This window comes from Kitasatospora sp. NPDC048540, assembly GCF_040651175.1.
In the GTDB taxonomy this organism is placed as follows: domain Bacteria; phylum Actinomycetota; class Actinomycetes; order Streptomycetales; family Streptomycetaceae; genus Kitasatospora.
Genome location: NZ_JBEZIR010000048.1, coordinates 23,172 through 46,182, shown reverse-complemented (window position 1 = coordinate 46,182; position 23,011 = coordinate 23,172). Strand labels below are relative to the sequence as shown.

Here is a 23,011-nt window from a genome sequence, read left to right as displayed (position 1 = left end):
TGGGCGATCGGGCTCAAGTGCCGAGGGTTCGCCAGGACTTCGGCCGGGGAATGTCGTTCACATCCAGGTAGGTCTGGAAGGCGGTCGGCGGTCTCGATGACGGGACCTGCTCCGCGGTTGGTTGGCCGCTGAGTCGTTCGATGTTCACGGCGATGGCTGTGAGTACGTGTTGCAGGTGAGCCTTCGGTTGGCCTCGGTAGCGGCAGCGGCGCATGCCGTGTCCGTGGGCGCACTCGTTGATGGTGCTCTCGATACCGGAGCGGACCGCGTAGCGGGCCTTCCACTCGGGGGTCTGTTGCTCGGCGCGGACACGGATTTGCAGGTCGCGGAGTTCTCGCGGGGGAAAGCCCACGTTCCGGGCGTCGCTGGAGCTTGTGCAGCGGGAGCGGTCGGGACACGGCTGGCATTGGCTCTTGGTGAACCGTGCCACGATCAGGGGTGCCGCGGTGGGTGAGGAGGTCGGGTAGGGGCCGTGCCAGCCGGCGCTGACCTGGCCGTTCGGGCAGGTGACCTGGCGGCGGTCGAAGTCGATGTGGAAGTCGTCCCGGTCGAAGCCCTCGCTCCTGCGGTGCTGGCGGGTGGGGTTGCCCGGCAGCGGCCCGCTGACGGTGACCTGGTGTTCTCGGGCGGCGCGTTCCAGGTGGACCAGGGAGGTGTAGCCGCCGTCGACCAGGTGCTCGGCGGGCAGCATTGCGCGGCGTGCCAGGCGGGTGTGGATGCCGGGCAAGGCCTGGCCGTCGTTGGTGGCAGCAGAGGTGGTGGCCACGTCCGTGATCACGTTGACGCTGTCGGAGGCACACGTCTCGGTGACATGCGCGGCGAAGCCCTTCCAGCTGATGATGTGCCCGTGACGGTCGTAGCGCGCCGTCGTGTCGTAGGGGGAGACGATCGCCACCGACGAGGGCGGCAGGCCGCCGTCGTCGGCGGTGCGCGAGCGCAGTCGGCCTGCCGCGTCGCGGTAGTAGTGCTGGACGAGGATCTGCCGCAGGGCCTCGGCCTGCGGGCCGGGCCGGTAGGCCGGTCCATGCCGGTGGAGGTGCTCCAGCAGACGGCAGGCGTCGTCGCCGGCGGCGAGGATCCTGGTCTTGGGCCGAGTGGGATTCTTGCCCAGGCGGACCGGCCGGCCGTAGCGTCGCCCCCACTCCTCGCCGACCAAGCCGGTCAGCAGGTGCGAGCCGGCGCGGGCCACTTCTTCCAGCACGGCACGTACCGCCTCGGTGACCAGCTCCAGCCGGGTCAGTTCACGCACCGAGGCGAGGACGTGGGTGGAGTCGGTGCGCTGGGTGGTGCGCTCGCGTACGAGTCCGGCATCCTTCAGGCGCGCGAGTGCCAGATCGAGGAGGCGGTCGGCGCGGTCGTCCTGGGCGAGGCGCTCGCGGAAGTCGGCCAGCACGCTGTGGTGGAAGCCGGGATCGTCCAGTTCCATGGCCAGGGCGTACTTGAAATCGATACGGCACCGGATCGCCTTTGCTGCTTGCCGGTCCGACAGGCCGAGCAGGAACTGCAGCCCGCTGACGGTGGCCAGCTGGGCGGGCGAGATTCCGGGGCGTCCGTCGCGCGGGTACCAGCCCGCGAAGTCCTCGTCGCGCCACAGCCCGTCCAGCCGGTCTCTGACCCACATCGCCGTCGTACCGCACGGGTTGCTCGCCCGCGCGATCTGCGCGGTCAGAGAAGGGACCTGCTCGCCGGAACGGGGACGGAGCGACAACTGACACCTCGACAACTACACGGTCTTCGATCAGCCCGAGCATGCCCGCTGATCAGGCGGGCACACCGGGAGACTTCAAGATCCCCGACAGAGTCAAGATAGAGGCGCCGGCGCTGATTCACAGACTTGCTGCTCTCGACAGTAACCCGCGGCCTGGGGCGACGGTCGGTCATCTGAAAGCATCGCGGCCAGCAGGTGGGCGGCGGGAATCTCCGCGCACTCTCTGCCCTTCGCCACGAGCGTGTCCTGTCCGCACCCCTGGTGCACAGCCACGGCGTGGGGTAGCGCTATTCGGCGGTTCAACCGGACGAGAAGGCAATCGAGGACATGAGCTACGACTTCCACATCACCCGCGCACAGGACTGGACCCGGAGTCCGTCGAACCCGATCGAGGCAAGTGAATGGGAGGCACTCGCGGACGCCAGTCCACTCGTCGAAGAGGGCCCGCCACGGGAGTGGCTCGACATCGGTGTCCAAAAGGGCTACCCGGTTCCCGGTGAGACTGCGGTCTTCTCGTGGCGCCGCGGAAGGATCGACATCGTAGGACGCTACACGGACCACACCGAGACGGCAGCCGAAGCACTCGCGGAAGCCCTCGGGGCATTTGTGCGCGGCGACGACGACTGACGGGGCCACGAGCAACGGAACGGATGGGCACACCTACCTCTGGGACGCATCCGAACCCGGCCGGGAGTACGCCCCCCTCCCCCACTGAATCCGGCGGGCCGCTGCCGGCTCAGCGCCGCCCCGCCCCGCCCGCCCGGGCTTGAACAGGGCTGTCCCTCCGAGACGAAAACAGGGTGATCGCAGGCCGGTCGAGTGCGCACAATGGCCCATGCTCATCGACAACTGGCCCTTACTCGGACTACGACTGAACACCCCTCGGCTGGAACTGCGCCTGCCCTCCGGCGAGGAACTCGCCGAACTGGCCGACCTGGCGGCCGTGGGCGTCCACGAGCCGGACCGGATGCCCTTCTCCGTCCCCTGGACCGACCTGCCGCCCACGGAACGGGCGCGCTCGGTGGTCCAGCACCACTGGCTACGGCTCGGCAACTGGGCCCCCGACGACTGGGCGCTGAACCTCGCCGTCTTCGAACAAGGCCGGATCGTCGGTCTGCAGACGATCGCGGCCCGCAACTACGCCGCCGTGCGCGAGGTCTCCACCGGTTCCTGGCTCGGCCTTCGACACCAGGGGCGAGGCATCGGCACCGAGATGCGCGCGGCGGTCCTGCACCTGGCGTTCGCCGGGCTGGACGCGGCCGAGGCGACGTCGGGAGCCTTCATCGACAACCCTTCCTCGTTCCGGGTGTCCACCAAGCTCGGCTACGAACCCGACGGCGTCGAGCGCCTCGTCGTGCGCGACCGCGTCACCGTCCTGCGCCGCCTGCGCATCTCCCGCGCCCGGTGGGAGGCACACCGGAACACGGAGGTCTCGATCAGCAACCTCACCCCCTGCCTGCCGCTGCTCGGGCTGCCGGACAGGACACCGGATCGGTCCGGCACAGTGGGCCCTTCGCCGCTGCCGCTCGAGGGTGAGGACGGCGTCGGCTGCTGACGTCAGCCGCCGTGGTCCGCACCGGGTGTGACGGACGATCGGTCATCACTCGGGCGTGGCCCCGCCGCGTTCGACGGCCATCGGAGTCGGGCGTGGGCGCCGTCCCCGCCGGCGCCGGTACGGGCCATGGCGGCCACGGCCTCCCGGCCGGGCCCGGGTGAGGGGCCGGCCGGGGTCCGGGATCGGCAGATCGGACTTTCACACGGTGAGGTGAGTGTCTTCGCCCAGCCCCCGGATCACCGGCCGTCCGCGCCCGCGCCCGCGCCGCGATCCGGCCCCTACCGAGTGGCTGCCGACGGCCGGAACCTTCGACGGGGTCGGCGCGATCAGCGGCGGCACCGACTCCACCGACGGCGCGGAGTCGAGCTTCCAGCACACCCGGGGGCCGTCGGCTGCGGAAGCGGCTACGAGATCGACTACCTGTTGGACTGGCTCGGCTGCGCCGCCGGCCACCACCTGAGCATCGACCGTCTCGGCGGCCGGCGCGCCTTCACACGATGAGGTGAATGTCTTCGCCGGTACCGACGGTGGTTCTTGATTCTGCGGCTTTAGGGTCGTTCCACCCGGCCTAGACTCCACGCACATGTCGCTATGGCTGCTCAATCATTTCAGCACCACCACACTGGCCTTCGTCGCCGTGGGCGGAACCGTTCTGCTCGCCGTCGCCGGGAGCGTGCTGATGCGCCGCAGGTATCCGTCGCTGGCCCGTGGCGAGCACAACGACATGGTCGGTGTGACGCTGGGGATGTTCGGCGCCATCTACGGGATCATCCTCGCGTTCGTGATCGTCACCCTCTGGACGCAGTTGGAGGACACCCAGACCATCGTCGCCTCCGAGGCCACCGATGCGGCGCTCATCACGCGTGATGCCGCCGCGTTCCCGGATCCGGTGCGCGTCCGGCTCGATGCGGCCGTCAGCGGTTACATCCACGCCGTCGTCGAGGACCAGTGGCCCCGCATGCGTGCCGGCGACCCGAGCTACGGGGCGACGGAGGTCCATCTGCAGGACGCGTTCCAGGTGCTGCAGACCTATGAGCCGAAGGGCCAGGCGGAGCAGGTCTTCTACGAGCAGACCGTGGACCGGCTCAACGACGTCGCCTCCCAGCGCCGCGCCCGCATCACGATGGCACGCCAGGAACTGCCCCCGCTGCTCCAGGCGCTGGCGTTCGGCGGCGCCCTGGTCCTGATCCCGCTGACGTTCCTCTACGGCCTGCGCAAACTGCGGGCCCAGGTGCTGTTCGTCGGCTCGGTCGCCGGACTCGTCGGCTTCAGCCTGCTGCTGGTCTTCGTGCTGGACCGCCCGTTCTCCGGCGACCTCAGCGTCAGCCCTTCCCCCTACCGGGAGGGGGCCCTCGCGCAGTACTGGACCCCGTGAGATCCGATGAGGGCGGCGCTCCGGCGGGTGGCTGCTCCGGGGCCGCTACCGCGCTATCCCGCGCTGCGCGGCGGTAGCCGCTCCGTGATCCGGTCGAACAGGTCCGTCAGCGGCTCGCTGACGTCCTGCCCGAACTCGGTCAGCCCATAGGTGACCTGGGGCGGCGTGGTCGGCTCCACCTCCCGCCGGACCAGGCCGTCCTGGACCAGCGCGCGCAGGGTCTGGGAGAGCATCTTCTCGCTGACACCGCGGATGCTGTCGCGCAGTTCGTAGAACCGAAGGTCGCTGCCCCGCAAGGCGATCAGCGCCCAGACACCCCACCTGCTGGTCACGTGGTCGACCACGTCACGCGCGGGGCAGTCGGTGTGAAACACGTCATACCGGTGTCCTGCCTCGGCCTGCTTCAGCTGCGCGCCTTCCCTCATATCCGGAGCTTACCTTTAGGTATGTTCTTACGAAAAGTAAGCCCAACTCCTAGCGTCGGTCACCTCAGTGCACAACGGACGAGGAGCTGAACATGATCGTGGTGACCGGGGCTACCGGAAATGTGGGCCGGCCTCTGACGCAGGCCTTGGCCGCGGCGGGTGAGCAGGTGACGGCGGTGTCGCGGGACGCGGGGCCGGTACCGGACGGCGTCCGGCACGTGGCGGCCGACCTGGCCGAACCGACGAGCCTCGCACCCGCGTTGACCGGCGCGAAGGCGCTGTTCCTCCTGCTCTCCGGCGACCTGCACGCCCCCGGAGCCAGGCCGGCCGACATCATCGCGCTGGCCGCGGCCCGCGGGGTCGGCCGGGTGGTCCTGCTGTCCTCGCAGGGCGTGGCGACCAGGCCGCTCGGACCGTCGCGGATCGCGATGCGCGCGGTGGAGGACGCCTTGCGCGGGTCCGGCCTGGACTGGGCCGTCGTTCGCCCGGGCGGCTTCGCCTCCAACGCCCTGGCGTGGGCGGAGTCCGTCCGCACGCGAGGGACGGTCGCCGCGCCCTTCGGCGACGTGGGGGTACCGGTGGTCGACCCGGCGGACATCGCCGAGGTGGCAGCGGCCTGCCTGCTGGACGACCGGCACACCGGCCGGGTGTACGAGCTGACCGGGCCGGCGGTCATCACGCCGCGTCAGCAGGCGGAGGTGATCGCCGCCGCGCTCGGCTCGCCCGTACGGTTCCACGAGCTCACCCGCGACGAGGCCAGGGCCACGATGACCCGGTTCGTACCGGCCGAACTCGCCGACGACACCCTGGACATCATCTCCGCCCCGAACCCGCCCGAACTGCGGATCAGCCCGGACGTCGAACAGGTCCTCGGCCGCGCCCCGCACCCCTTCCACAACTGGGTCGCCCGCAACATCGCCGCCTTCCGCTGAGGGACGACACGACAGCACCTGAGCCGGGTACGGGGAGCGGGCGCGGCCCGGTCGGAGCGGCGGCCCCACTCCGACCGGGGCGGGTCAGGCCCTCGTGGCGGCCGCGCGCTCGGCGGCGCTGCGCCCGACGCAGAACTCGTTGCCCTCGGTGGCTCCGGAAACAAGCGATTAGCGGTTCTACGGCAGAGCCGAGAGCCCCGCCCGGATCGGTCCCGGACGGGGCGAGGGGGTTCTACTGCGCGCGGTGGTGCGGCACTGCCCTGCAGTCACGCAACCAGTACCGGGCAAGGCCGCCGGTCCACGGTCGGCAGTCATTCGGCGTACGGCGTGCGCGGCGGGCCGCGTAGCAGGCTCCTGCGAGGATCTGCCACCCGCCGCGCTCGCACCGCAACAGCCCCCGCGTGTTGCGCCGGCGGGTGCCGTCCGGGAGGGCCTTGACGAACGCCTTGGCCATCACGCCACCGCTCAAGCGAGGGCGTGCGCACCGGGGAAGGTGCAGCCGGGATCGGACCGCCCCTCGGCGACCGCCCGCAGGGCCTCGCGCCGCTCGTGAGAAGCACTGAGGCCCGCCCTGCCGGAGTTCACCAGCGGGACGGGGCCGAGGGGCGCAGGGTAGGCAATGGTCGTTGAGTGAATACGACGCCCGCGCCCCTGGTCGACACTACCGCGAGGCGGTCACTCCCAGGTGAGCCGTTGCCCTCCGGAGCCGACGGTCAGCCGCAACCGCTCGGCTTCCGGTTTGCCTGCGGACCACCAGCGGATCAGCTGTTCAGCGATGGCGTCCCACAGCCGGACCGGTCCACCCTGCCGGACCAGCCACCGGCCGTCATCCTCGAACACCGCCGCCCACGCTCCGGCTTCCACGTCGATGATGACGTGTTCCGTCCGGCCGTTGCGGGGCATCCGGAAGTGCTGTGCCCCCGGAGCTGCGAACTGCGCAACGAAGCGGGCCACCCATCGGTCGAGCACGTCTCCGCCGATGGCCGTGTACTCGGCCTCTCCCTGGTCGAGATCGGGGAGCATGCCGAGCGGTGGGGGCATGTGCGGGCGAGCGAGCATGAACGACACACCACCGCCGAGCACCGGACCCGTTGCGGCACCGTCCTCGGCCACCGTGAGCCGTACCAACTCGGAGGCGTTCATCCAGCCGCCGACGGTCACCAGGATCTCGCCGCCGGGGCGGGTCTGTGCGATCCACTCGGCCGGAACGCTCCGGACCCCGCACGTGGCGATGATCCGGTCATATGGCGCCCCCTTGGCGTAGCCCGCGAGACCGTCACCGGTCACCAGCTCGGGCCAGTAGCCGAGTCCGCCGAGCGCCACGGACGCCCGAGCCGACACGTCCGTGTCCACCTCGATCGACGTCACCTGGTCTTCGCCAAGGGTGTGCGTCAGCAGCGCAGTTGAGTAGCCGGTGCCGGTGCCGATCTCCAGCACTCGCATGCCGGACGACACCCGCAGGTCCTCGAGCATCCGGACGACCAGGCCGGGCAGCGTTGACGACGACGTGGGCACCTGCGACAGGCGGCCGTCGACCTGCCGCGGGACGACGCAGCCGGCGAGTTGGGTCACCAGGGTGTCATCCTCGTACACGCGGCTGATCAGCTCCGGCGACTCGGCGAGTGCAACGGGCCGGTACCAGCCGCCCCCGTCATGCTCGAACCATCCGCCCGACAGGAACGCCTCGCGGGGGACCGCCAGTACGGCTGTCTCCCACTCCGGGCTACGGAGCTTGCCGACGCTTCTGAGCTGCGCGGTCAGCACCGCCCGCAGCCCTTCCGACTCGCTCACTCGGGTACTCCGTTCTCCAGAAGATCAGCGATGGCCGACGTGATCGGCAGGCTTGCCGCGGCTTCCAGCCACGCCCATTGACCGTTGGGGTTGCACTCCAGGAACCACCATTCACCCTCGGGGGTCACGGCGAAGTCGAACGCCCCGAAGCGCAACCCGAACTCATCGAGGAACCGCAGCAGGGCGGCCCGGATCGGCTCGGGGCAGTCCACGGGTTCATAGGTCAGGTTCCGGTACTCGCTCCGCCAGTCGACCACTCCGGCCGGAGCGGTGATCAGCGCACAGAACACGCGGTCGCCCACCACGACCGCTCGAACGTCAGCGATTTTGGGGACTTGCGCTTGGAACAGGTGGGGGCACCGGCTGACAGCATCGGTGATCTCACCGGGTTCGACCAAGGCGGCCCAGATGCCCGCCGGCTCTCCGTCCACGTCGTACGACCCGGCGTGCAGAGGCTTGTAGATCGCGGGCTGTACGGCGGTGAACGCTTTCGCCTCGACGGGGTCGCTCGTGATCAGCGTCTCCGGCACCGGCAGGCCGAACCGGGCAGCCACGGAGAGCTGTTCGGGCTTGTACTCCGCGCGGGCGATTGCCTGCGGCTGGCTCAGGTACAGGCAGCCGGGCAGCGCGGCGAGCACTCCGCCGAGCCCGCGGCGCGTCTCCTGAGCGGCGAAACGGGCCGCCTGGTCGTCGGTGTCCGGCAGGTATGCGCTCGGCCTGCGGTGGTAGAGCGCGCGGACCTGCGCAAGATCCGCTGTTCGCCCTTCGGCGGTCAGCGTTCCCGACCAGCCACCAGGGGTCAGCCGAGCCGCCAGGGTGACGCGCTGCGGCAGGTCCTTCCCCGGGTCGAACCGGAGGACGGGCACCCGGCGCCGGTTCAACTTCGCTACGACCAGATCAGCGGTCGCATCCTCGTATTCGGTGGCGACCAGTACCGGGCGTCCGTCCACGGTCCTACCCCCTAGTCCTGCATCGCGTCGTGGCCGGTGTCGGGGTCGTTCTTCCCGTCCTTGCCCACCTGGGTGGGCGGGTAGGTGCCCACGCTGGTCCCATGCTTGCCCAGTTCGGCGGGCGACATCCTGCCGTCCGGGCCGAGCCACAGGCCCGTCTGCGTCGTCGGCTCGATACCGACGTACCGGAACTGCGACGGCTCGCCGTTGCGCAGCGGCGTCATGCGTCCGAGACCCCACGGGGCCACCGGGCGGAGATCGGTCGTGGTGCTCAACATGCCTCCTGTGTGTCGTTGTGCACGGACTTGCGGGTACCCGCCCCGATCGGCTCGACCTGTCCAGGGTGGGGCGGCCGGGGCGGGCGTGGTGCCCCGTCCCGGGCGGAATGGACCTCAACCACGGCCCGGCACGGAAGAGTTGGGGCCCGCTCTGGCCCACGGGGAGGGTGAGCCTCATGGATGGGACACCGGAGCGGGCGGTCTAGGTGCGGACGGGGGCGCGATGGCGTCCTTCCGCGTGTCTGCGGCGGCGAAGTGCCCGGGACCACTGCGCGACCCGGTGGGCTCGCTGGCCGGCGACGGTGCCGAGCTGGTGCCAGCGCTGTACGGCGGCGAGTCGTTGCCGGAGAGCGGCGAGGCACCAGCGGCAGGCGGACAGGGCCAGGGCGGTGCCGTCCAGTTCGGCCCCGCCAAGCGGTGTCACGTCCCGCTCGGTGAGGCAGCCCCAGCACAGTCCCGGCGACCAGGACAGCCCTGGAGGAATCTGCGGCAGCGTCCCGGACTCCATCACGGTGCCGATCACGGCGGCCCCTCTCGGTGCCCGGAAACATGTCGCACTCTGATTCGCAGCCGTCGCCGGTGGTGGACCCTCTCCGCCAGAGCGAACCCGTACGGCACGCCGAGCAGCAGCAGCGGAAGCGCTACCCCGAACCACAACGCCTGCCTGACCCCCACCGGCTCGGGGTCCACCACGAGTACAACCCCGGAAGCGATGCCGACCGACACCAGGACAATCGTCACGCACGCGGCAGCCTCGGTGCCCCTGGGCAGGCTCACGTCGGTTCCTCCCTCGGTACCGTGACCATCGGGCGGTAGGCCAAGTGCCCGTAGCTCCGGTGCTCGGGGTGCTCCGCCGTGTGCTCGAACGGCCACAGTTCGGCCGTCTCGCGGTCGATCTGTTCGCCCGAGTCCGCGCCGCACGGGATGCCGTCTTCTTCCTCGCCCTCGCGGTGGACCAAGTGGATTCGCCCCGGTCCGGGTCCGGACCCGAACTTCCACAACAGGCAACGGAAGCGTCGCCGGGTGCCGATCTCGCGGGCAAACGCATCGAGTGCCACGGTCAGCCGGCCTTCACAGGGCGATCGGTCACCATGTCCATGCGCACCCGCTCGTTGACCGTTGCCGCCCGGACGTTCTTCGGGTCCGCTGTCCACGGCTCGCCGCCCAACAACGGGGCGATCCGCCACAGCTCGCCGTCCGGCCCCGAGTAGGTGCCGACCATGCCCCTCCACATGTCCACCACCGGGTCACCGTCGCTCGGCATCCACAGCGGCGTCACCGTAGCGTCGGTTCGCTCCGCCGGACGGTCCTCGGCCGCCAGGGTGCCGACCCCGGCCCGGATGATCTCGGCGAGCCGATCAGCCATCTTCGGCTCGACCACGCCGAGATCCACCCCCGCTACCCCCGTCGCCGGGTCCACCGGGACAACGGCGAGATCCGGGAACGGACACCCGGCTTCCCTCGTGGCCACGCCAAGATCGGCGCACGCCTCCTCGGCGTGCCTCTGTCGCTCCCGGACAACTCGTGAGAGGTGAGACTCAGTCATGGGACCCCCGCTCCCGTCCTCGAGCGGGGCCAGGAACGACCCATCCGCCGTCGAGGTCCACTCATCGCCGCCGCCCTCGGGACAGAGGTGGTATGAGAACACACCTTCACCCGGCACGTTGACCGCCACGCCCGCTCGATCGTCGGCTGAGTCGCGTGCCAGATCGCCGAGTTGAGGCCAGGTACGGGCGGCCCCCCGAGGGGCACCGCGAAGGGAGCCGCCCCTGGGGGTCCTACGTCGTCCGCTCATGCGACAGAACGTATGCGGGCGGTTACAGCCGAGTATGAATCAGTGGAATGCCGCCCTATCCGTCCAGGTGGAAGCGGTCAGACATGCGCCTCAACTTCTCCCGGGTAGTGGTCCGTTCGGCGTAAACGATCTTCCTGAGCGTGGCGCGCGCGATGGGATGGTTGCGGATCAGTTGCGGAGCGATACGCTCCGCTTTTTCGAGTTCCGCCAAAGCTCGGTCCCGGTGTCCGTCCCAGAGCCAGGCCCGAGCCACGTCCATGCAATGGTGGCCGCGACGCGAGTTCGGTAGCGCCTCGATCTGCGCCGGGTCGGATCGCTCGGCGAGCGCCAAGGCTTGCGAGTGATCCCCCATTTCCACCTGTACAGAGATGGCATGGATCAGGACATTCCCGGGCGAGAAGGTCAGGGAGTGCCGATCGAAGGTCGGCTGCTCGGTGAGCCGACCCGCTGCCTCGCGGGCCTGGTGGATGTGATCTTCACAGACGGGAGGATCACCAGCGCGAGCGGCAGAGACGGCGGCCCGCAGGTGCAGTGTCCCCCATGCGCGCACGGCCAAGGGATCGCCTGCGCGGTACTGCCCCTCGATCGAGCCCAGCGCCCGATCCGACAGTACGACGGCATCGGACCAGTCCGCGCTGGCCCACATGTCCCATACCCGCATCCAGTCAGCTACGGCGGGAAGCACTGGATCACCTGAAAGCCGAGCGGCCCAGGCTGCGCGCTCACACGCCATCGTGACCAGCTCCGCGTGTCCGAGGGCGTGAGCCGACGTGTGGGCGAACTTGCAACACACCGCATAGACCGAGAACGCCTCTTCCCGCTCTCGGCCGGTGGACACCTCAGCGAGCGCGCGTGCTTCGCGGAGCATGTCCGGCAGTACCCGCAGGATGGCAACGTTCGATGCAGTATCGCGGAGCCGGTGAAGGCGTAGCGTGTCACGCCACAGCTCGGCAGACGGACGGGGCGCGCCGTCGAAAACCGGAGTCAAATCGTAGCGACGCAGCTCACGCAAGATGCCCGAGGCTGACACCTGCCACTGATTCTCGGACGACTTGCCCGCCACGTACGGACGCTCTATCAGGTCGTTGGGGTGGCAGTGCAGAGCCGCCGCAAGCTGGTTGATGATGCTTGCCCTATCAAGTTCCACCCTGCCGTTTTCGACCTTGGACACCCACCCTTGGGTTCTGCCCATCGCCGCGGCCAAGTCGGCCTGCGGCATGCCCAGCCGTAGGCGTTGGCGCTTCACGCGCTTGCCGATGGCCTCCCGTTCCTCCAGCACCGCTTACCCTCCCTCGTGACTACAGGGACCGTACCGGCACACCGGCCGGGTGTACGAGCTGACCGGGCCGGCGGTCATCACGCCGCGTCAGCAGGCGGAGGTGATCGCCGCCGCGCTCGGCTCGCCCGTACGGTTCCACGAGCTCACCCTCGACGAGGCCAAGGCCACGATGACCCGGTTCGTACCGGCCGAACTCGCCGACGACACCCTGGACATCATCTCCGCCCCGAACCCGGCCGAACTGCGGATCAGCCCGGACGTCGAACAGGTCCGCGGCCGCGCCCCGCACCCCTTCCACAACTGGGTCGCCCGCAACATCGCCGCCTTCCGCTGAGGGACGACACGACGGCACCCGAGCTGGTTGCGGGGAGCGGGCGCGGCCCGGTCGGAGCGGCGGCCCCGCTCCGACCGGGGCGGGTCAGGCCCTCGTGGCGGCCGCGCGCTCGGCGGCGCCGCGCTCGACGCAGAACTCGTTGCCCTCGATGTCGGCCATGGTGACCCAGCCGCTGCCGTCCGGGCGGCGGCGGTCGGCGACCACGGTGGCGCCGAGGGCGAGCAGCCGTTCCACCTCCTCGTCGCGGGTGCGGTCGGAGGGCTGGAGGTCGAAGTGGAGGCGGTTCTTGCCCGCCTTGTCCTCGGGGACGGCGACGAAGAGCAGGTCCATCCGCTCCCCCACGATCAGAGCCTCGGGGTCACCGGGCTTGTCGTCGTCGGCGAGCTTGGTCTCGAGGACCGCGGCCCAGAAGGACCCGAGCCGGTAGGTGTCGGCGCAGTCGATGGTCACATGATGTATGAGAGAAGCCATGGCCGACACTATGACGCCCGGTCAGAAGATCGTCCACGGGATTCGCCGGCCGGCGCCCGTCCGGCCCGTGTGGGACGGGCGGGTGCCCGGCGGTCTCAACCGGCCAGGATGCGCTGCTCCTTCTCGGCCTCGATGCCGATCGGCACTCCGGTCAGCCCCTGGGTGTAGGTGACATTGGCCGAACCGCCGTTGCGCAGCCAGGCCCAGGTGTCCCGCGCGGTCTCGGCGACCGGACGGCAGCGCAGCCCCGCCGCCACCGCCTTGGCGCTGTCGGCACGCCAGGCCCCCTGCCAGTCGGGGGTGTCCGGGGCCCACAGCGGCAGCTCGCTCCAGGGTTCGACCTGGGCGGCGAGCAGGGTGGCGTCGTCCGTCCAGACCAGCTCGGCGTCCGATCCGGTGGCGCGGACGCAGGCGTCCAGGAAGTCGCCGTACGTGGTCCGGCCGATCGGCGCGGTGGTGACGAAGCGTCCGGTGAGGCCTTGGTCGATCAGGTCGAGCCCGAAGGCGGCGAAGTCCCTGGCGTCGATCAGCTGCATCGGCCGGGCCGGGTCGCCGGGGGCGAGGACCCGGCCTCCCCGGGCGATCCGCTCCAGCCACCAGGGCAGCCGCCCGATCGGTTCGTACGGGCCGTAGAGCAGACCGCAGTTGAGGACGGACGAGTGCTCGCCGAACTGCTCGAGCAGGGCACGCTCGCAGCCCGCCTTGAGGGCAGTCGCGAACGGCTGGTCCTGCGGCGTGTCCGCCGGGCAGTCCAGCGTCCGGGACGACTCGTCGACGGGCCGGGCGGGCCAGTCGGCGAAGGCGTGGACGGAGGAGACGAAGCTGTAGTGGCCGGCGCGGCCGCGCAGCAGCCGGGCGGTCTGTGCGACGTCGTACGGCTGCTGTCCCGAGGTGTCGACGACCGCGTCCCAGCGCCGTCCGTCGACCAGGCGCTCCAGGTCCTCCGGCCGGGTCCGGTCGCCGCGTACCGCCTCCACGTGGTCGAGGTCGGCACCGCTGACCCCGCGGTTGAAGGTGGTGACCTGATGGCCTCGCGCGAGCGCGTCTGCGACATAGGCACGCCCGAGGAATTTGGAGCCGCCCAGCACGAGGATCTTCATACCTGACAGCCTGTCCACGGCCGGCCGCCCGTACACGGCCGGCGCGCTCCGCCTTCCTGGCGGGGGCTCACCGCACCCTGCTCCAGGGGACGTCCGGCGTGAGCACGTCGTGGATGCAGCGGCGCAGTCCGTTGCTGTCGGAGACCGGGGGGATCCACGGCACCTGCTGGAACCGCTCGCCGAGCCGCCACGCGGGAGCGTGTTCGTCCCGGTCCTTCGCGGGCGAGTTGGGCGGCCGGTCTGCCGTGCAGGGCGGAGGAGGTGCGCGGGATCCCGCCGGCCGCCGTCGCCAGGACGAAGGCGGTGGCGTCGCGGACCTCGGGGTCGGGAGGACACATCGTGCTGTCCTCCGTCCACCGGCACCGTCCGAACGCCGGGTCCAACGGCCGATGATCAAGAACGCCGACACCCCTGAACAGGCAGTTTGAGGCTTACCGACGGTCCCTCACCAACCGCCACGGCAGCGTGAGATGGATCACAGCCGCGGCTCGGCCGCCTGCACCCCGTTCGACTGTTCGCGATCAAGAACTCCCAGGTTGGGGCAGATTCTCACAGGAAACGTTCAGCTTCGAACTGTTCACATCAACCATCAACTTGAAGTCTGTTAATTTTTGCAGAATTGTCATGCGTTGACTGGTATTCATATGAACCAGCACGCTTCGGCGGCATGAAGAGATCACTTCTGAGCAGCTCGCTCATCCTCGCAGCCAGCACCCTCGTCATAGCCGGCGCCGGAGTCCCCGCCGTGGCCGCCGCCCCCGCCCCCCAGCCCCAGGCTCCCCAGAGCAAGGCCGTCCAGGACGCCAACGCCCAGGTCGCGGCCCACCCTGACGCCGTGAAGGCCGGCGCCGACGACCGCTTCGTCGCCACCAACGTGCAGGTCGACGCGGACGGCACTCGCCACGTCCACTTCAACCGGACCTACCGCGGCCTCCCCGTCCGCGGCGGCGACGTGGTCGTCCACTCCGCCCCCAACGGCACCCTCGACTCCGCCAGCCTGACCCAGGCCGCGCCGCTCTCGCTCTCGGTGACCCCCTCAGTCACCGATCAGCAGGCGATCGCCAAGGCCGCCACGCTCTTCAGCGGCACGCGCGGCAGCAGCACCGCCGTCCTGACCGTGGACGTCACCGGCGCCTCGCCGAAGCTGGTCTGGGAGGTCGTGCTCAACGGCACCGGCGCGGACCACTCCCCCAGCCACCTCCACGTCCTGGTCGACGCCCTCACCGGCGCCACCGGCGAGAGCTGGGACGGCTTCTCCGCGATCCTGCCCGACGGCACCAAGCGCGTCACGACCAAGGCGGCCCCCACCGCCGTGTCGGCGCCCGCCGCCGCAGCCGCCCCCGCCGCCGCCCTGGCCGCCGCGGCCTCCACCGGTACCGGCAAGGGCTACCAGGTCGGCAACGTCAGCGTCAGCACCACGCAGAACTCCGCCACCAGCTACACCCTCAAGGACCCGGTCCGCGGCAACGGCGAGACCCGCGACGCGCAGAACCAGACCACCACCGACGACTCCCCGCCGGCAGGCTGGGGCGTGGCCCTCAACGACGCCGACAACGTCTGGGGCAACAACGCCCTGACCGACCGCGCCACCGTCGCCGTCGACGCCCACTACGGCATCCAGGCCACCTGGGACTTCTACAAGAACGTCCTCGGCCGCAACGGCATCAAGAACGACGGTGTCGGCGCCCGCTCCTTCGTCCACTACGGCACCAACTACGACAACGCCGGCTGGGACGACGCGAGCTTCTCGATGATCTACGGCGACGGCGCCGTGGGCTCCAAGCCGTTCACCGAGATCGACGTCGCCGGCCACGAGATGAGCCACGGCGTCACCGCCGCCACCGCCGGCCTGATCTACAGCGGTGACGCGGGCGGCCTCAACGAGGCCACCTCGGACATCATGGGCACGATGGTCGAGTTCAACGCCAACAGCCCGGCCGACACGCCGGACTACCTCATCGGCGAGAAGATCGACATGAACGGCAACGGCACTCCGCTGCGCTGGATGGACGACCCGAGCAAGGACGGGAAGTCCGTCAAGTGCTGGTCCACCAGCACCAGGACGCTCAACCCGCACTACTCCTCGGGTGTCGGCAACCACTTCTTCTACCTGCTCGCGGTCGGCTCCGGCCAGTCCCAGTGGGGCAACAGCCCGACCTGCGACGGCTCCTCGGTCGCCGGCATCGGCAACGACGCGTCCACCAAGATCTGGTACCGCGCGCTGTCGACCTACATGACCTCCAACACCGACTACCCGGGTGCCCGCACCGCCACCGTCAAGGCCGCCAAGGACCTGTACGGCGCCGGCAGCACCCAGTGCGCCGCGGTGGAGAAGGCGTGGAGCGCGGTCTCCGTCGCCCCGACCGCCACCACCTGCGGCGGCGGCACCACCCCGCCGCCGTCCACGGGCAACCTGCTGCTCAACCCCGGCTTCGAGTCCGGCACGAGCCCCTGGACGGGCACCTCCGGCGTCATCACCAATGACGCGGGCGCGGCCCCCCGCACCGGCTCGTACTACGCCTGGCTGGACGGCTACGGCTCCGCGCACAGCGACACGCTCTCCCAGTCGGTGAGCATCCCGGCGACCGCCACCGCGCCCAAGCTGACCTTCTGGAACCGGATCACCACCGCCGAGACCGGCAGCACGGCGTACGACACCCTGAAGGTCCAGGTCGTCAACGGCACCACGACGACCACCCTGGCGACCTACTCGAACGCCGACGCCACCTCCGGCTACGTCCAGCGCACGCTCGACCTGTCGGCGTTCAAGGGCAAGACCGTCACGATCAAGTTCACCGGTACGGAGGACTCCTCCCTCCAGACCAGCTTCCTGATCGACGACACCTCGGTGACCGCCGGCTGATCCCGGCCCCCGAACCGGTGGACCCGGGCGGTGGACGCACGACGTCCCGCCCGGGTCCACCGCATTTCCGGCGACCGCCGCGGCCTCGCCGCCACGGTCGCGCCGCCCGTAGTCGCGTCAGGCCGGGGACGCGGCGTTGTAGGCGTCCGGCCAGCCGGCCGTGGTGCGGTCGGCGCGGGTGAAGACGGCGGCCCCGGTGCGTCCTGACGAGGGGTCGGCGTCCCGTGGTGCGGGGTAGCGGACCTCCGTGGTACCGCCGGTGCTGGTGTGACGTGCGAGGGCGGAGCCGTTCCAGGTGACCACGGTGGCGCCGCGCGCGGCGCGGACGCGTGCGTGGTCGGGGTGGAGGGTGACCTCGGTGCCGGTGGCGCGGGAGTTCAGCAGTGTGAGGTAGTCGGCGGGGGTGAGCCGACAGCTGGCGGGTGGCGTGGTGCCGGGCCAGTCCGGGGAGTCGATGCCGCGGGCGCGGGCGGCCTGCCACATGCCGGGGACGAGGGCGTGGGTGTGCGCGGGGGTGGCCATCTGTTCGCACATCCACAGCAGCCGGCCGGCGCCGCGGGTGGGCGCGAGGGTGCGCCAGCGGACGCGGTGGGCCAGGTCGGCGGCGGTGAGCGCGATCCAGGGATGGACGGTGGCGAGGGGGCCCTGGGCGCCGAGCCAGGCCAGGTAGCGCCGGGCCTCGTCCAGCACCGGTGCCATGGAGTCGGCGGGGATGCCGCGGATGTAGGCGGGCCGGCCGCGGAACGCGCGAGGCGCGCGGGCGACCAGCAGCAGGACCGCCCGCGCGAGATCACCGGCGACCGGCTCCCGGTCGTCCTCCTCCTGGTCGTCGGCGGGCTCGGACCCGTACGGCCCGCCGAGGGTCCGCAGGACGTTGTAGAGCTCGGTCTTGGCGCGGTCGGTGAAGGGCGCCTGTTCGAGCACGGGCAGGCGGGTGGCGAGGGTGGTGATGAGGGTGTCCTCGGCGCTGTCCGGATCGCGCGGGACCGGCAGCTGGGCGGTGGCCTCGGCTACGGTGGCGGCGAGGTCGGCGTCGACCATGAAACGGCTGGTGAGGCGGCCCAGTTCGGTGGCTCCGAGGTGGTCGTCGCCGCCGTCCGGGTCGGGGCTGCGGGTGAGGTAGGCGGCGTCGGTGAGGAAGTCGGTGGCGTCGTGGAGGGGGTCGAAGGGGTGGTGGCCCTGATGGAAGGCGAAGGTGCCCTTCCACCAGTTCTCGGCCTGCGCGGTGGTGGCAAGGCGGCTCTGGACGGCTTCGGCGAGCAGGTGGTCGGGCAGACGCTCGCGGATGCGGGAGGTGACGGTGTATCCGGCGGCGAGACGGGCCTGCCAGTGGTGGCGTTCGCCGGGGGTGGTCAGCAGGTACGCGTACCCTTCACGTTCGCCCGCGCCGATGCGGCCCGCCCGGCCGAACATCTGCTGGACCATGGACACCTCGATGCGGCTCATGCCGATCTGGGTGTCGCGGACGATGACCGCGCGGGCGGGCAGGTTCACCCCGGCGGCGACCGTGGAGGTGGCGACGAGGATGTCGGCCGCGCGGGTACGGAAGGCCTGTTCGGCCTCGCGCTTGTGCGGCCAGTCGCGGTAGTGGAGCCGGACACCGGCCTTGGTGCACAGGCGCTCCACGAGGTCGCTGTCGTCCGGGTCGGCGCCGGTGGTGTCGACGCCGCGGTCGTGGGCCAGGGCGAGGGCGGTGGTGCGCACGGAGCGTTTGCTGCCGCAGAACACCAGCACGCTGCCGCCGTCGGCGGTGTGGTGGCGGGCGAGGTCGACGGTGCGGCGGGTACGGAACTGGCTGCGGGTGGCCCAGTCGGAGGCGTCGGCCTCCGGAGGCAGAGCAGGCAGCTGCCAGGTCAGTCGGGTGGGCCGCCACGGCGAGCGGACCAGACGGGCGCCGAGCCAGGCGGCGAGCTGGTCGGCGTTGGCGACGGTCGCGGACAGCCCGACGATCCGCACCCGGGTGGCGTCGTCGCGGACCCGGGCCAGGAGGGCCTCCAGGACCGGCCCGCGGACCGGGTCGCCGAGCAGGTGGATCTCGTCCACGACCAGGCAGCCGACCTCCGCGAGCGCGGCGCGCAGCGAGCCGGCGCGGCAGATCGCCTCGAACTTCTCGGTGGTGGCCACCCACAGGTCCGCGTCCCGGATGAGGTCGGTGTCGACAGCGGCTTCGCCGGTCAGGCGGACCACCCGCAGCCCGGCCGCGCGCCAGGCGGCGAGGTCACGGTCGAGTTCGTCGGTCAGGGAGCGCTGAGGGACGAGCCAGGCGGCCTTGCGGCCGCGCCGGTGGGCGGTCAGGGCGGCGACCATGCCGATCGCGGTCTTGCCTGCGCCGGTGGGGGCGACGACCACCACGTGCTCGTCGCCGTCGGTGACGGCGGGGACGGCGGCGGCCTGGACGGGGTTGAACGCCGGGTGCGGCAGCAGCGCCCGCCAGTCCTCGGGAACCAGGTCCTCGACGGGGACGAACGCCTCGATGTCGCCGTCAGGGAGGTCGTCCAGGGCGTCCCACTGGGCGGCGAAGGCGTCCCGGGCCGCGTACGCGGCGGGGCCGGTGACCGGCGACTGCGCGCCGCCGGGCCAGGCGGCCGGCTCCACGGGCGCGCCGAGGTCGGAGAGCGTGGTCACCACCTCGTCCTCCGCCCAGTGCTCCGCGACGCGCACCCGGGCGCCGAGGCCGGTGAGGGTGCGGCGCAGGTCCTCGAACCGCTCCCCCGCCGGAACGATCACCCGTACGTCGTCGGCGGCGCGCAGCGCGGGCTCGGGCACGCTCCGGGCGGGGTCGGTGATCTTGGCCCACCACAGGGCCCGCGTCTCCTTCTGGGCGGGCAGGGGCAGGTCCTCGGGCCACGCCGGGGCGGCCGGGGGTACGGGTTCCCGGGAGGGGCGGGGCAGGCGGATCGCGGTGACCGTCACGCCGGGCCCGGCCTGGCAGGAACCCGTGTCGAGGCCGGCCACCAGCCGTGCCGCGGCGCGGACGGTAACCGTGGGAGCGGCGGGCGGAGCCGTGGGCGCGGCCCGCAGGAGCTTGTCGTAGGTCTTCGCGCCGAGGTCGGCGAGCGTGAACGCAGCCGGGCAGGCGGGGCAGACGATGGCGACGTAGCGGAGTTGGCGGCCCATGGACTCGTACGGGCGGCGCAGCGAGTGCAACGGCCCGTCGCAGCCGGGGCACGGGCGGGGCAGCTGCTCCTGGTAGGTCCAGCCCGGCTCGGCGAAGCGCGGCAGCAGGCCGTCTACCGGCAGGTCGCTCCCCCACCTGTCGCCCATGAGCTGCGGAACCGTCAGATCACCGGCCTGGTCGTGTGTTTCGTGCACGGTGCTCACTGTGTCAGCCGGGGCCCGGCCGGTGCCAGTGGGGTCGGGCCACGTGGTAGTGCGGGCCGGGAAGGGCGACCGGCGCGGGCCGCGCCTTCGCCCGCGTGGCTCTGTTAACGAGCTCACCTTCGGTGGTCGGCGACCACAGTTCACAGAGCTCGCCTCGCCGAGGCGTGATCAATAGGGTGTTTCAGGACGTGGTGGTCGGCCACGCGCACATGCGAACGCTCGGCAGGGCCTTGTCCGAGCTCGCTGAGAGGCACTACTGATGCACCCGAGTGCGGCCCGGCTGGCTGGGATTCTGCCGCCGCACCCCGGAGCCGGCGATCCCGTCGACTGGGACGAGGCTGCCGGCAGGTGGGGCACTCCGTTCCCGGCGGACTACCGCGACTTCGTCTCCACCTACGGTGGCGGGTCGATCAATTGCTCGCTGTCCATAGGGCTGCCGCTGGAGGTCGCCCAAGGCCCTCGCGGCCCCCTGAGCTTCGAGGTGCTGATCGAGTGCGGGTATGAGCTCCTCGACCTGGACCCCGGCGACGGCCCGGTCCTGCAGGGGAGGATCTCGTGGGCCATGGATTGCAGCGCCAACCAGGCGTTCTGGAACACCGCGGATCCGGATCCCGACAGCTGGACCACTCTCGTACTCACCCGAAGTGGTGACTGGGTCGAGTACGACTGCGGCATGGTCGACTTCCTCTCCGGGTTCCTGACCGAGGAGATCAGTCCTCAACCCATGGGCATGTTCTCCCCGGACCGGCCGGTCTTCCTGAACTGGCGGGAGGAACGACGTCTCAAGGAGGCGGGCATCGATCCCTGGCCTCACCTCTGAATGGCCGAAGCGGTACTCAGCCAGCCAACTTGACTCTGTCGGGGATCTTGGAGTTTTCCGGTGCGGCAGCATGGTCGACGGGCATGCTCGGGCTGTTCCGTAGACCGATGACGCTCTCGAGGTGCCCGTTGTCCCTGCGCCCCCGTTCCGGCGAGCATGTTCCACCTCTGACCGCGCAGATCGCACGGGCGAGCAACCCGGTTGGCACGACCGCGATATGGGTGCGGGACCGGCTGGACGGGCTGTGGCACGACGAGGACTTCGCTCACTGGTACCCCAGGGACGGACGTCCGGGAGACCGAGCAGGTGTGTCGGTGCCAGCGCGACGGCCACCAGGGGTCACCCGGTGCGGCGGGGTGCTGTAAGTCGGTCAGGTTGCATGCCGCGGGTCGATAGCCCGCAGAGGGTGGACTCGGCCAGGATGGGCGTGCGGGCGGCGGCCCCGGACGACGGGTGTACTCGGCGTGGCGGGCAGTCCCTCGGCCGTGAGGAGCCGTACGTTCGCCGGTCCGTCCAGCTCCAGCAGTGCGATGAGATTCAAATCCCCACCGTGGCCCGCCCCTGCACCGTGTGTGCATCCGGTCGTTGGCACGCGGGTTCACTCGGCAGGTGTGAGCCCGCCAGGCTCGACCGCACGGAAACCGCCGAGCCCGCAGCCCGTGCCCGTGCCCGTGCCCGTCCTACGGTGTCCGGCGCACTGGCTCAGATCCCAGTACCGCCCCTCGGCAACCCAGCCTGGACCGACACCCACGCCAGAACCAGCTCGTCCCGGGGCACATGTGACTACCAGCGCCGACCTCATGAAGCGAGCAGCGACAGCCCGACCAGGCCCGCCCCCTTGCCGGGGCGGGCGTCGCGAATCTCCGGGTGCGGCCGCCGATGACGGTGCGGCTCGTGTGCCGGCGCAGACGCAGAGGCACCCCGCACACGGACACGTGAGGAGCGCCCGCTCATGTGCTTGAAGGTCAGACGGGGCGGATGTGCTCGGCCTGCGGACCCTTCTGGCCCTGCACGACGTCGAAGGTCACCTTCTGGCCCTCCTGGAGTTCACGGAAGCCCTGGGCATCGATGTTCGAGAAGTGGGCGAACACGTCGGGGCCGCCGCCGTCCTGCTCGATGAAGCCGAAGCCCTTTTCCGCGTTGAACCACTTCACAGTGCCGGTAGCCATGCGCTTCTCCCTCGTGGGAACCGATCGGGTCCCGCTGGTACGGGCCCGGAGGTGATCGCCTTGGTCCGGAGAAGCGTTGAACAACAAGTACGCCCACGGCAGGTACCCGCGGGCGGGACTTCGGAACCACGACTGCTTGATTACGACGTTACACCGCAGGGGCCCCACAACCAGGCAGCTGAACCGGACACGGAGCCGCGCGGCTGTGGCGCCCGTACGCGCTTCGGTTTGGGCCGCCGGCGTCCGCGAACGCGAGCGAAACTCCCTGCTGAACAGATGCGGGAGGCCTCGCACAGGCAGACCCTGGGAGGGGAACCGACCGCGGAGGAGAGCGATGACCAGTACCAGTGGCTCGCGCGAACCGAGCGCCATGGTGCACATGTCGATCTCCGGTGCGCCACCCCTGGCGAACGTCGTCGCCGACACAGTGGGGCAGTCATTCAGGCTGATCACCGTCCCGGGTCCTGGCACAGCAGGGGACTACGTCTCACCCGCCGATCAGGTGGTCCGCACCCGGTGGCAGGTGGACACGTCGGCGACGATCGAAGACACCACCGCGCAGCCGGTTGCCCTCGCGGATGCCGGTGCCGACCCGGTGAAAGTGGAGCTCAGCGGTCGAACCGATGCCGTCGTCAGGGTCGAGGCGCTGATCCGCGCCCGTTTCCACGCCGGACCGCCGGCGGGGTTTTCACAGGCGTTCCAAGTGTGGCCAGGAAGTCCGCCGCACGCCGCAGGCCGACTGTGACCGACAGTCGCACACCGCCGTCCACCGGGCCCCTGGGCAGCTCTGCCGTCCCTCGTCACGGATCGCGTCTCGCAGCGGTGCCGGTCGGGCAGACGGAAAC

At 70.7% G+C, this 23,011-nt stretch carries 20 protein-coding genes and 1 pseudogene; 8 read left to right on the top strand and 13 right to left on the bottom strand.

Translation table 11 applies throughout. The annotated features are described in order from the left end of the window. Nucleotides 1–13 precede the first annotated feature (13 nt). Entirely contained in the window at nucleotides 14–1,621 is a 1,608-nt protein-coding gene (locus AB0D08_RS20200; protein WP_359890348.1) for an IS1182 family transposase, read from the bottom strand. 414 nt (nucleotides 1,622–2,035) lie between these two features. On the opposite strand from AB0D08_RS20200, the gene AB0D08_RS20195 reads away from it, so the two are divergent. The 3 genes from AB0D08_RS20195 to AB0D08_RS20185 all read left to right on the top strand — a co-directional run bounded on the left by AB0D08_RS20195 (nucleotide 2,036) and on the right by AB0D08_RS20185 (nucleotide 4,638). Then, nucleotides 2,036–2,335, top strand: coding sequence for a hypothetical protein (locus AB0D08_RS20195; RefSeq protein ID WP_033826092.1), 300 nt, complete (start codon nucleotides 2,036–2,038; stop codon nucleotides 2,333–2,335). A gap of 208 nt (nucleotides 2,336–2,543) precedes the next feature. Continuing rightward, the gene (locus tag AB0D08_RS20190; RefSeq protein ID WP_359890346.1) at nucleotides 2,544–3,263 is read left to right on the top strand and encodes a GNAT family N-acetyltransferase; all 720 of its coding nucleotides are present in this window, start codon (nucleotides 2,544–2,546) and stop codon (nucleotides 3,261–3,263) included. A gap of 583 nt (nucleotides 3,264–3,846) precedes the next feature. Further along, nucleotides 3,847–4,638 (top strand): DUF4239 domain-containing protein, encoded by a 792-nt coding sequence (locus AB0D08_RS20185; RefSeq protein ID WP_033822679.1) that lies wholly within the window; start codon nucleotides 3,847–3,849, stop codon nucleotides 4,636–4,638. 53 nt (nucleotides 4,639–4,691) lie between these two features. On the opposite strand, the gene AB0D08_RS20180 is transcribed toward AB0D08_RS20185, so the two are convergent. Next, nucleotides 4,692–5,063: a helix-turn-helix domain-containing protein gene (locus AB0D08_RS20180; protein ID WP_359890343.1), complete on the bottom strand. Its 372-nt coding sequence runs from the start codon at nucleotides 5,061–5,063 to the stop codon at nucleotides 4,692–4,694. A 92-nt stretch (nucleotides 5,064–5,155) separates the two neighbouring features. On the opposite strand from AB0D08_RS20180, the gene AB0D08_RS20175 reads away from it, so the two are divergent. Then, nucleotides 5,156–5,995 (top strand): NAD(P)H-binding protein, encoded by an 840-nt coding sequence (locus tag AB0D08_RS20175; protein WP_359890340.1) that lies wholly within the window; start codon nucleotides 5,156–5,158, stop codon nucleotides 5,993–5,995. A gap of 675 nt (nucleotides 5,996–6,670) precedes the next feature. Here AB0D08_RS20175 and tgmC read toward each other — a convergent pair. From tgmC to AB0D08_RS20140, 7 genes are all read right to left on the bottom strand, one after another. Further along, on the bottom strand, nucleotides 6,671–7,786 hold the full coding sequence (gene tgmC, locus AB0D08_RS20170; RefSeq protein ID WP_033822681.1) for an ATP-grasp peptide maturase system methyltransferase: 1,116 nt from the start codon (nucleotides 7,784–7,786) through the stop codon (nucleotides 6,671–6,673). After that, entirely contained in the window at nucleotides 7,783–8,736 is a 954-nt protein-coding gene (gene tgmB, locus AB0D08_RS20165; RefSeq protein WP_359890337.1) for an ATP-grasp ribosomal peptide maturase, read from the bottom strand. The genes tgmC and tgmB overlap by 4 nt, the downstream gene beginning before the upstream one ends. A gap of 11 nt (nucleotides 8,737–8,747) precedes the next feature. After that, nucleotides 8,748–9,014 (bottom strand): putative ATP-grasp-modified RiPP, encoded by a 267-nt coding sequence (gene tgmA / locus AB0D08_RS20160; RefSeq protein WP_033822683.1) that lies wholly within the window; start codon nucleotides 9,012–9,014, stop codon nucleotides 8,748–8,750. A 202-nt stretch (nucleotides 9,015–9,216) separates the two neighbouring features. Then, nucleotides 9,217–9,537 carry a hypothetical protein gene (locus tag AB0D08_RS20155; protein ID WP_033822684.1) on the bottom strand — a complete coding sequence of 107 codons (321 nt, stop codon included), beginning with the start codon at nucleotides 9,535–9,537 and terminating at the stop codon, nucleotides 9,217–9,219. A 250-nt stretch (nucleotides 9,538–9,787) separates the two neighbouring features. Then, nucleotides 9,788–10,072 (bottom strand): hypothetical protein, encoded by a 285-nt coding sequence (locus tag AB0D08_RS20150; protein WP_033822686.1) that lies wholly within the window; start codon nucleotides 10,070–10,072, stop codon nucleotides 9,788–9,790. Between the two features lie 2 nt (nucleotides 10,073–10,074). Continuing rightward, nucleotides 10,075–10,689 carry a hypothetical protein gene (locus tag AB0D08_RS20145; protein WP_149038381.1) on the bottom strand — a complete coding sequence of 205 codons (615 nt, stop codon included), beginning with the start codon at nucleotides 10,687–10,689 and terminating at the stop codon, nucleotides 10,075–10,077. 175 nt (nucleotides 10,690–10,864) lie between these two features. Further along, nucleotides 10,865–12,088, bottom strand: a complete 1,224-nt coding sequence (locus AB0D08_RS20140; protein ID WP_359890333.1) for a helix-turn-helix domain-containing protein — start codon at nucleotides 12,086–12,088, stop codon at nucleotides 10,865–10,867. Between the two features lie 34 nt (nucleotides 12,089–12,122). On the opposite strand from AB0D08_RS20140, the pseudogene AB0D08_RS20135 reads away from it, so the two are divergent. Continuing rightward, nucleotides 12,123–12,422 (top strand): annotated as a pseudogene (locus AB0D08_RS20135) (NmrA family transcriptional regulator); the annotation flags it as partial. Nucleotides 12,423–12,506: 84 nt separating this feature from the next. Here the strand turns inward: AB0D08_RS20135 and AB0D08_RS20130 are convergent. Then, on the bottom strand, nucleotides 12,507–12,893 hold the full coding sequence (locus tag AB0D08_RS20130) for a VOC family protein (RefSeq protein WP_359890330.1): 387 nt from the start codon (nucleotides 12,891–12,893) through the stop codon (nucleotides 12,507–12,509). 95 nt (nucleotides 12,894–12,988) lie between these two features. Then, on the bottom strand, nucleotides 12,989–13,993 hold the full coding sequence (locus AB0D08_RS20125; RefSeq protein WP_359890328.1) for an NAD-dependent epimerase/dehydratase family protein: 1,005 nt from the start codon (nucleotides 13,991–13,993) through the stop codon (nucleotides 12,989–12,991). Between the two features lie 667 nt (nucleotides 13,994–14,660). Here AB0D08_RS20125 and AB0D08_RS20120 point away from each other — a divergent pair. Next, the gene (locus tag AB0D08_RS20120; RefSeq protein WP_359890325.1) at nucleotides 14,661–16,856 is read left to right on the top strand and encodes a M4 family metallopeptidase; all 2,196 of its coding nucleotides are present in this window, start codon (nucleotides 14,661–14,663) and stop codon (nucleotides 16,854–16,856) included. 117 nt (nucleotides 16,857–16,973) lie between these two features. Here AB0D08_RS20120 and AB0D08_RS20115 read toward each other — a convergent pair whose 3' ends face one another. Next, nucleotides 16,974–20,168 carry a DEAD/DEAH box helicase gene (locus AB0D08_RS20115; protein ID WP_359890322.1) on the bottom strand — a complete coding sequence of 1,065 codons (3,195 nt, stop codon included), beginning with the start codon at nucleotides 20,166–20,168 and terminating at the stop codon, nucleotides 16,974–16,976. Between the two features lie 268 nt (nucleotides 20,169–20,436). On the opposite strand from AB0D08_RS20115, the gene AB0D08_RS20110 reads away from it, so the two are divergent. Continuing rightward, nucleotides 20,437–20,997, top strand: coding sequence for an SMI1/KNR4 family protein (locus AB0D08_RS20110; protein ID WP_359890320.1), 561 nt, complete (start codon nucleotides 20,437–20,439; stop codon nucleotides 20,995–20,997). Nucleotides 20,998–21,962: 965 nt separating this feature from the next. On the opposite strand, the gene AB0D08_RS20105 is transcribed toward AB0D08_RS20110, so the two are convergent. Continuing rightward, nucleotides 21,963–22,166, bottom strand: a complete 204-nt coding sequence (locus AB0D08_RS20105; RefSeq protein ID WP_033826120.1) for a cold-shock protein — start codon at nucleotides 22,164–22,166, stop codon at nucleotides 21,963–21,965. A gap of 334 nt (nucleotides 22,167–22,500) precedes the next feature. Here AB0D08_RS20105 and AB0D08_RS20100 point away from each other — a divergent pair, with 334 nt between their 5' ends. After that, a complete protein-coding gene (locus AB0D08_RS20100) occupies nucleotides 22,501–22,911 on the top strand; it encodes a hypothetical protein (RefSeq protein WP_359890317.1) in 411 nt (136 codons plus the stop codon). The last annotated feature ends 100 nt before the right edge of the window (nucleotides 22,912–23,011 follow it).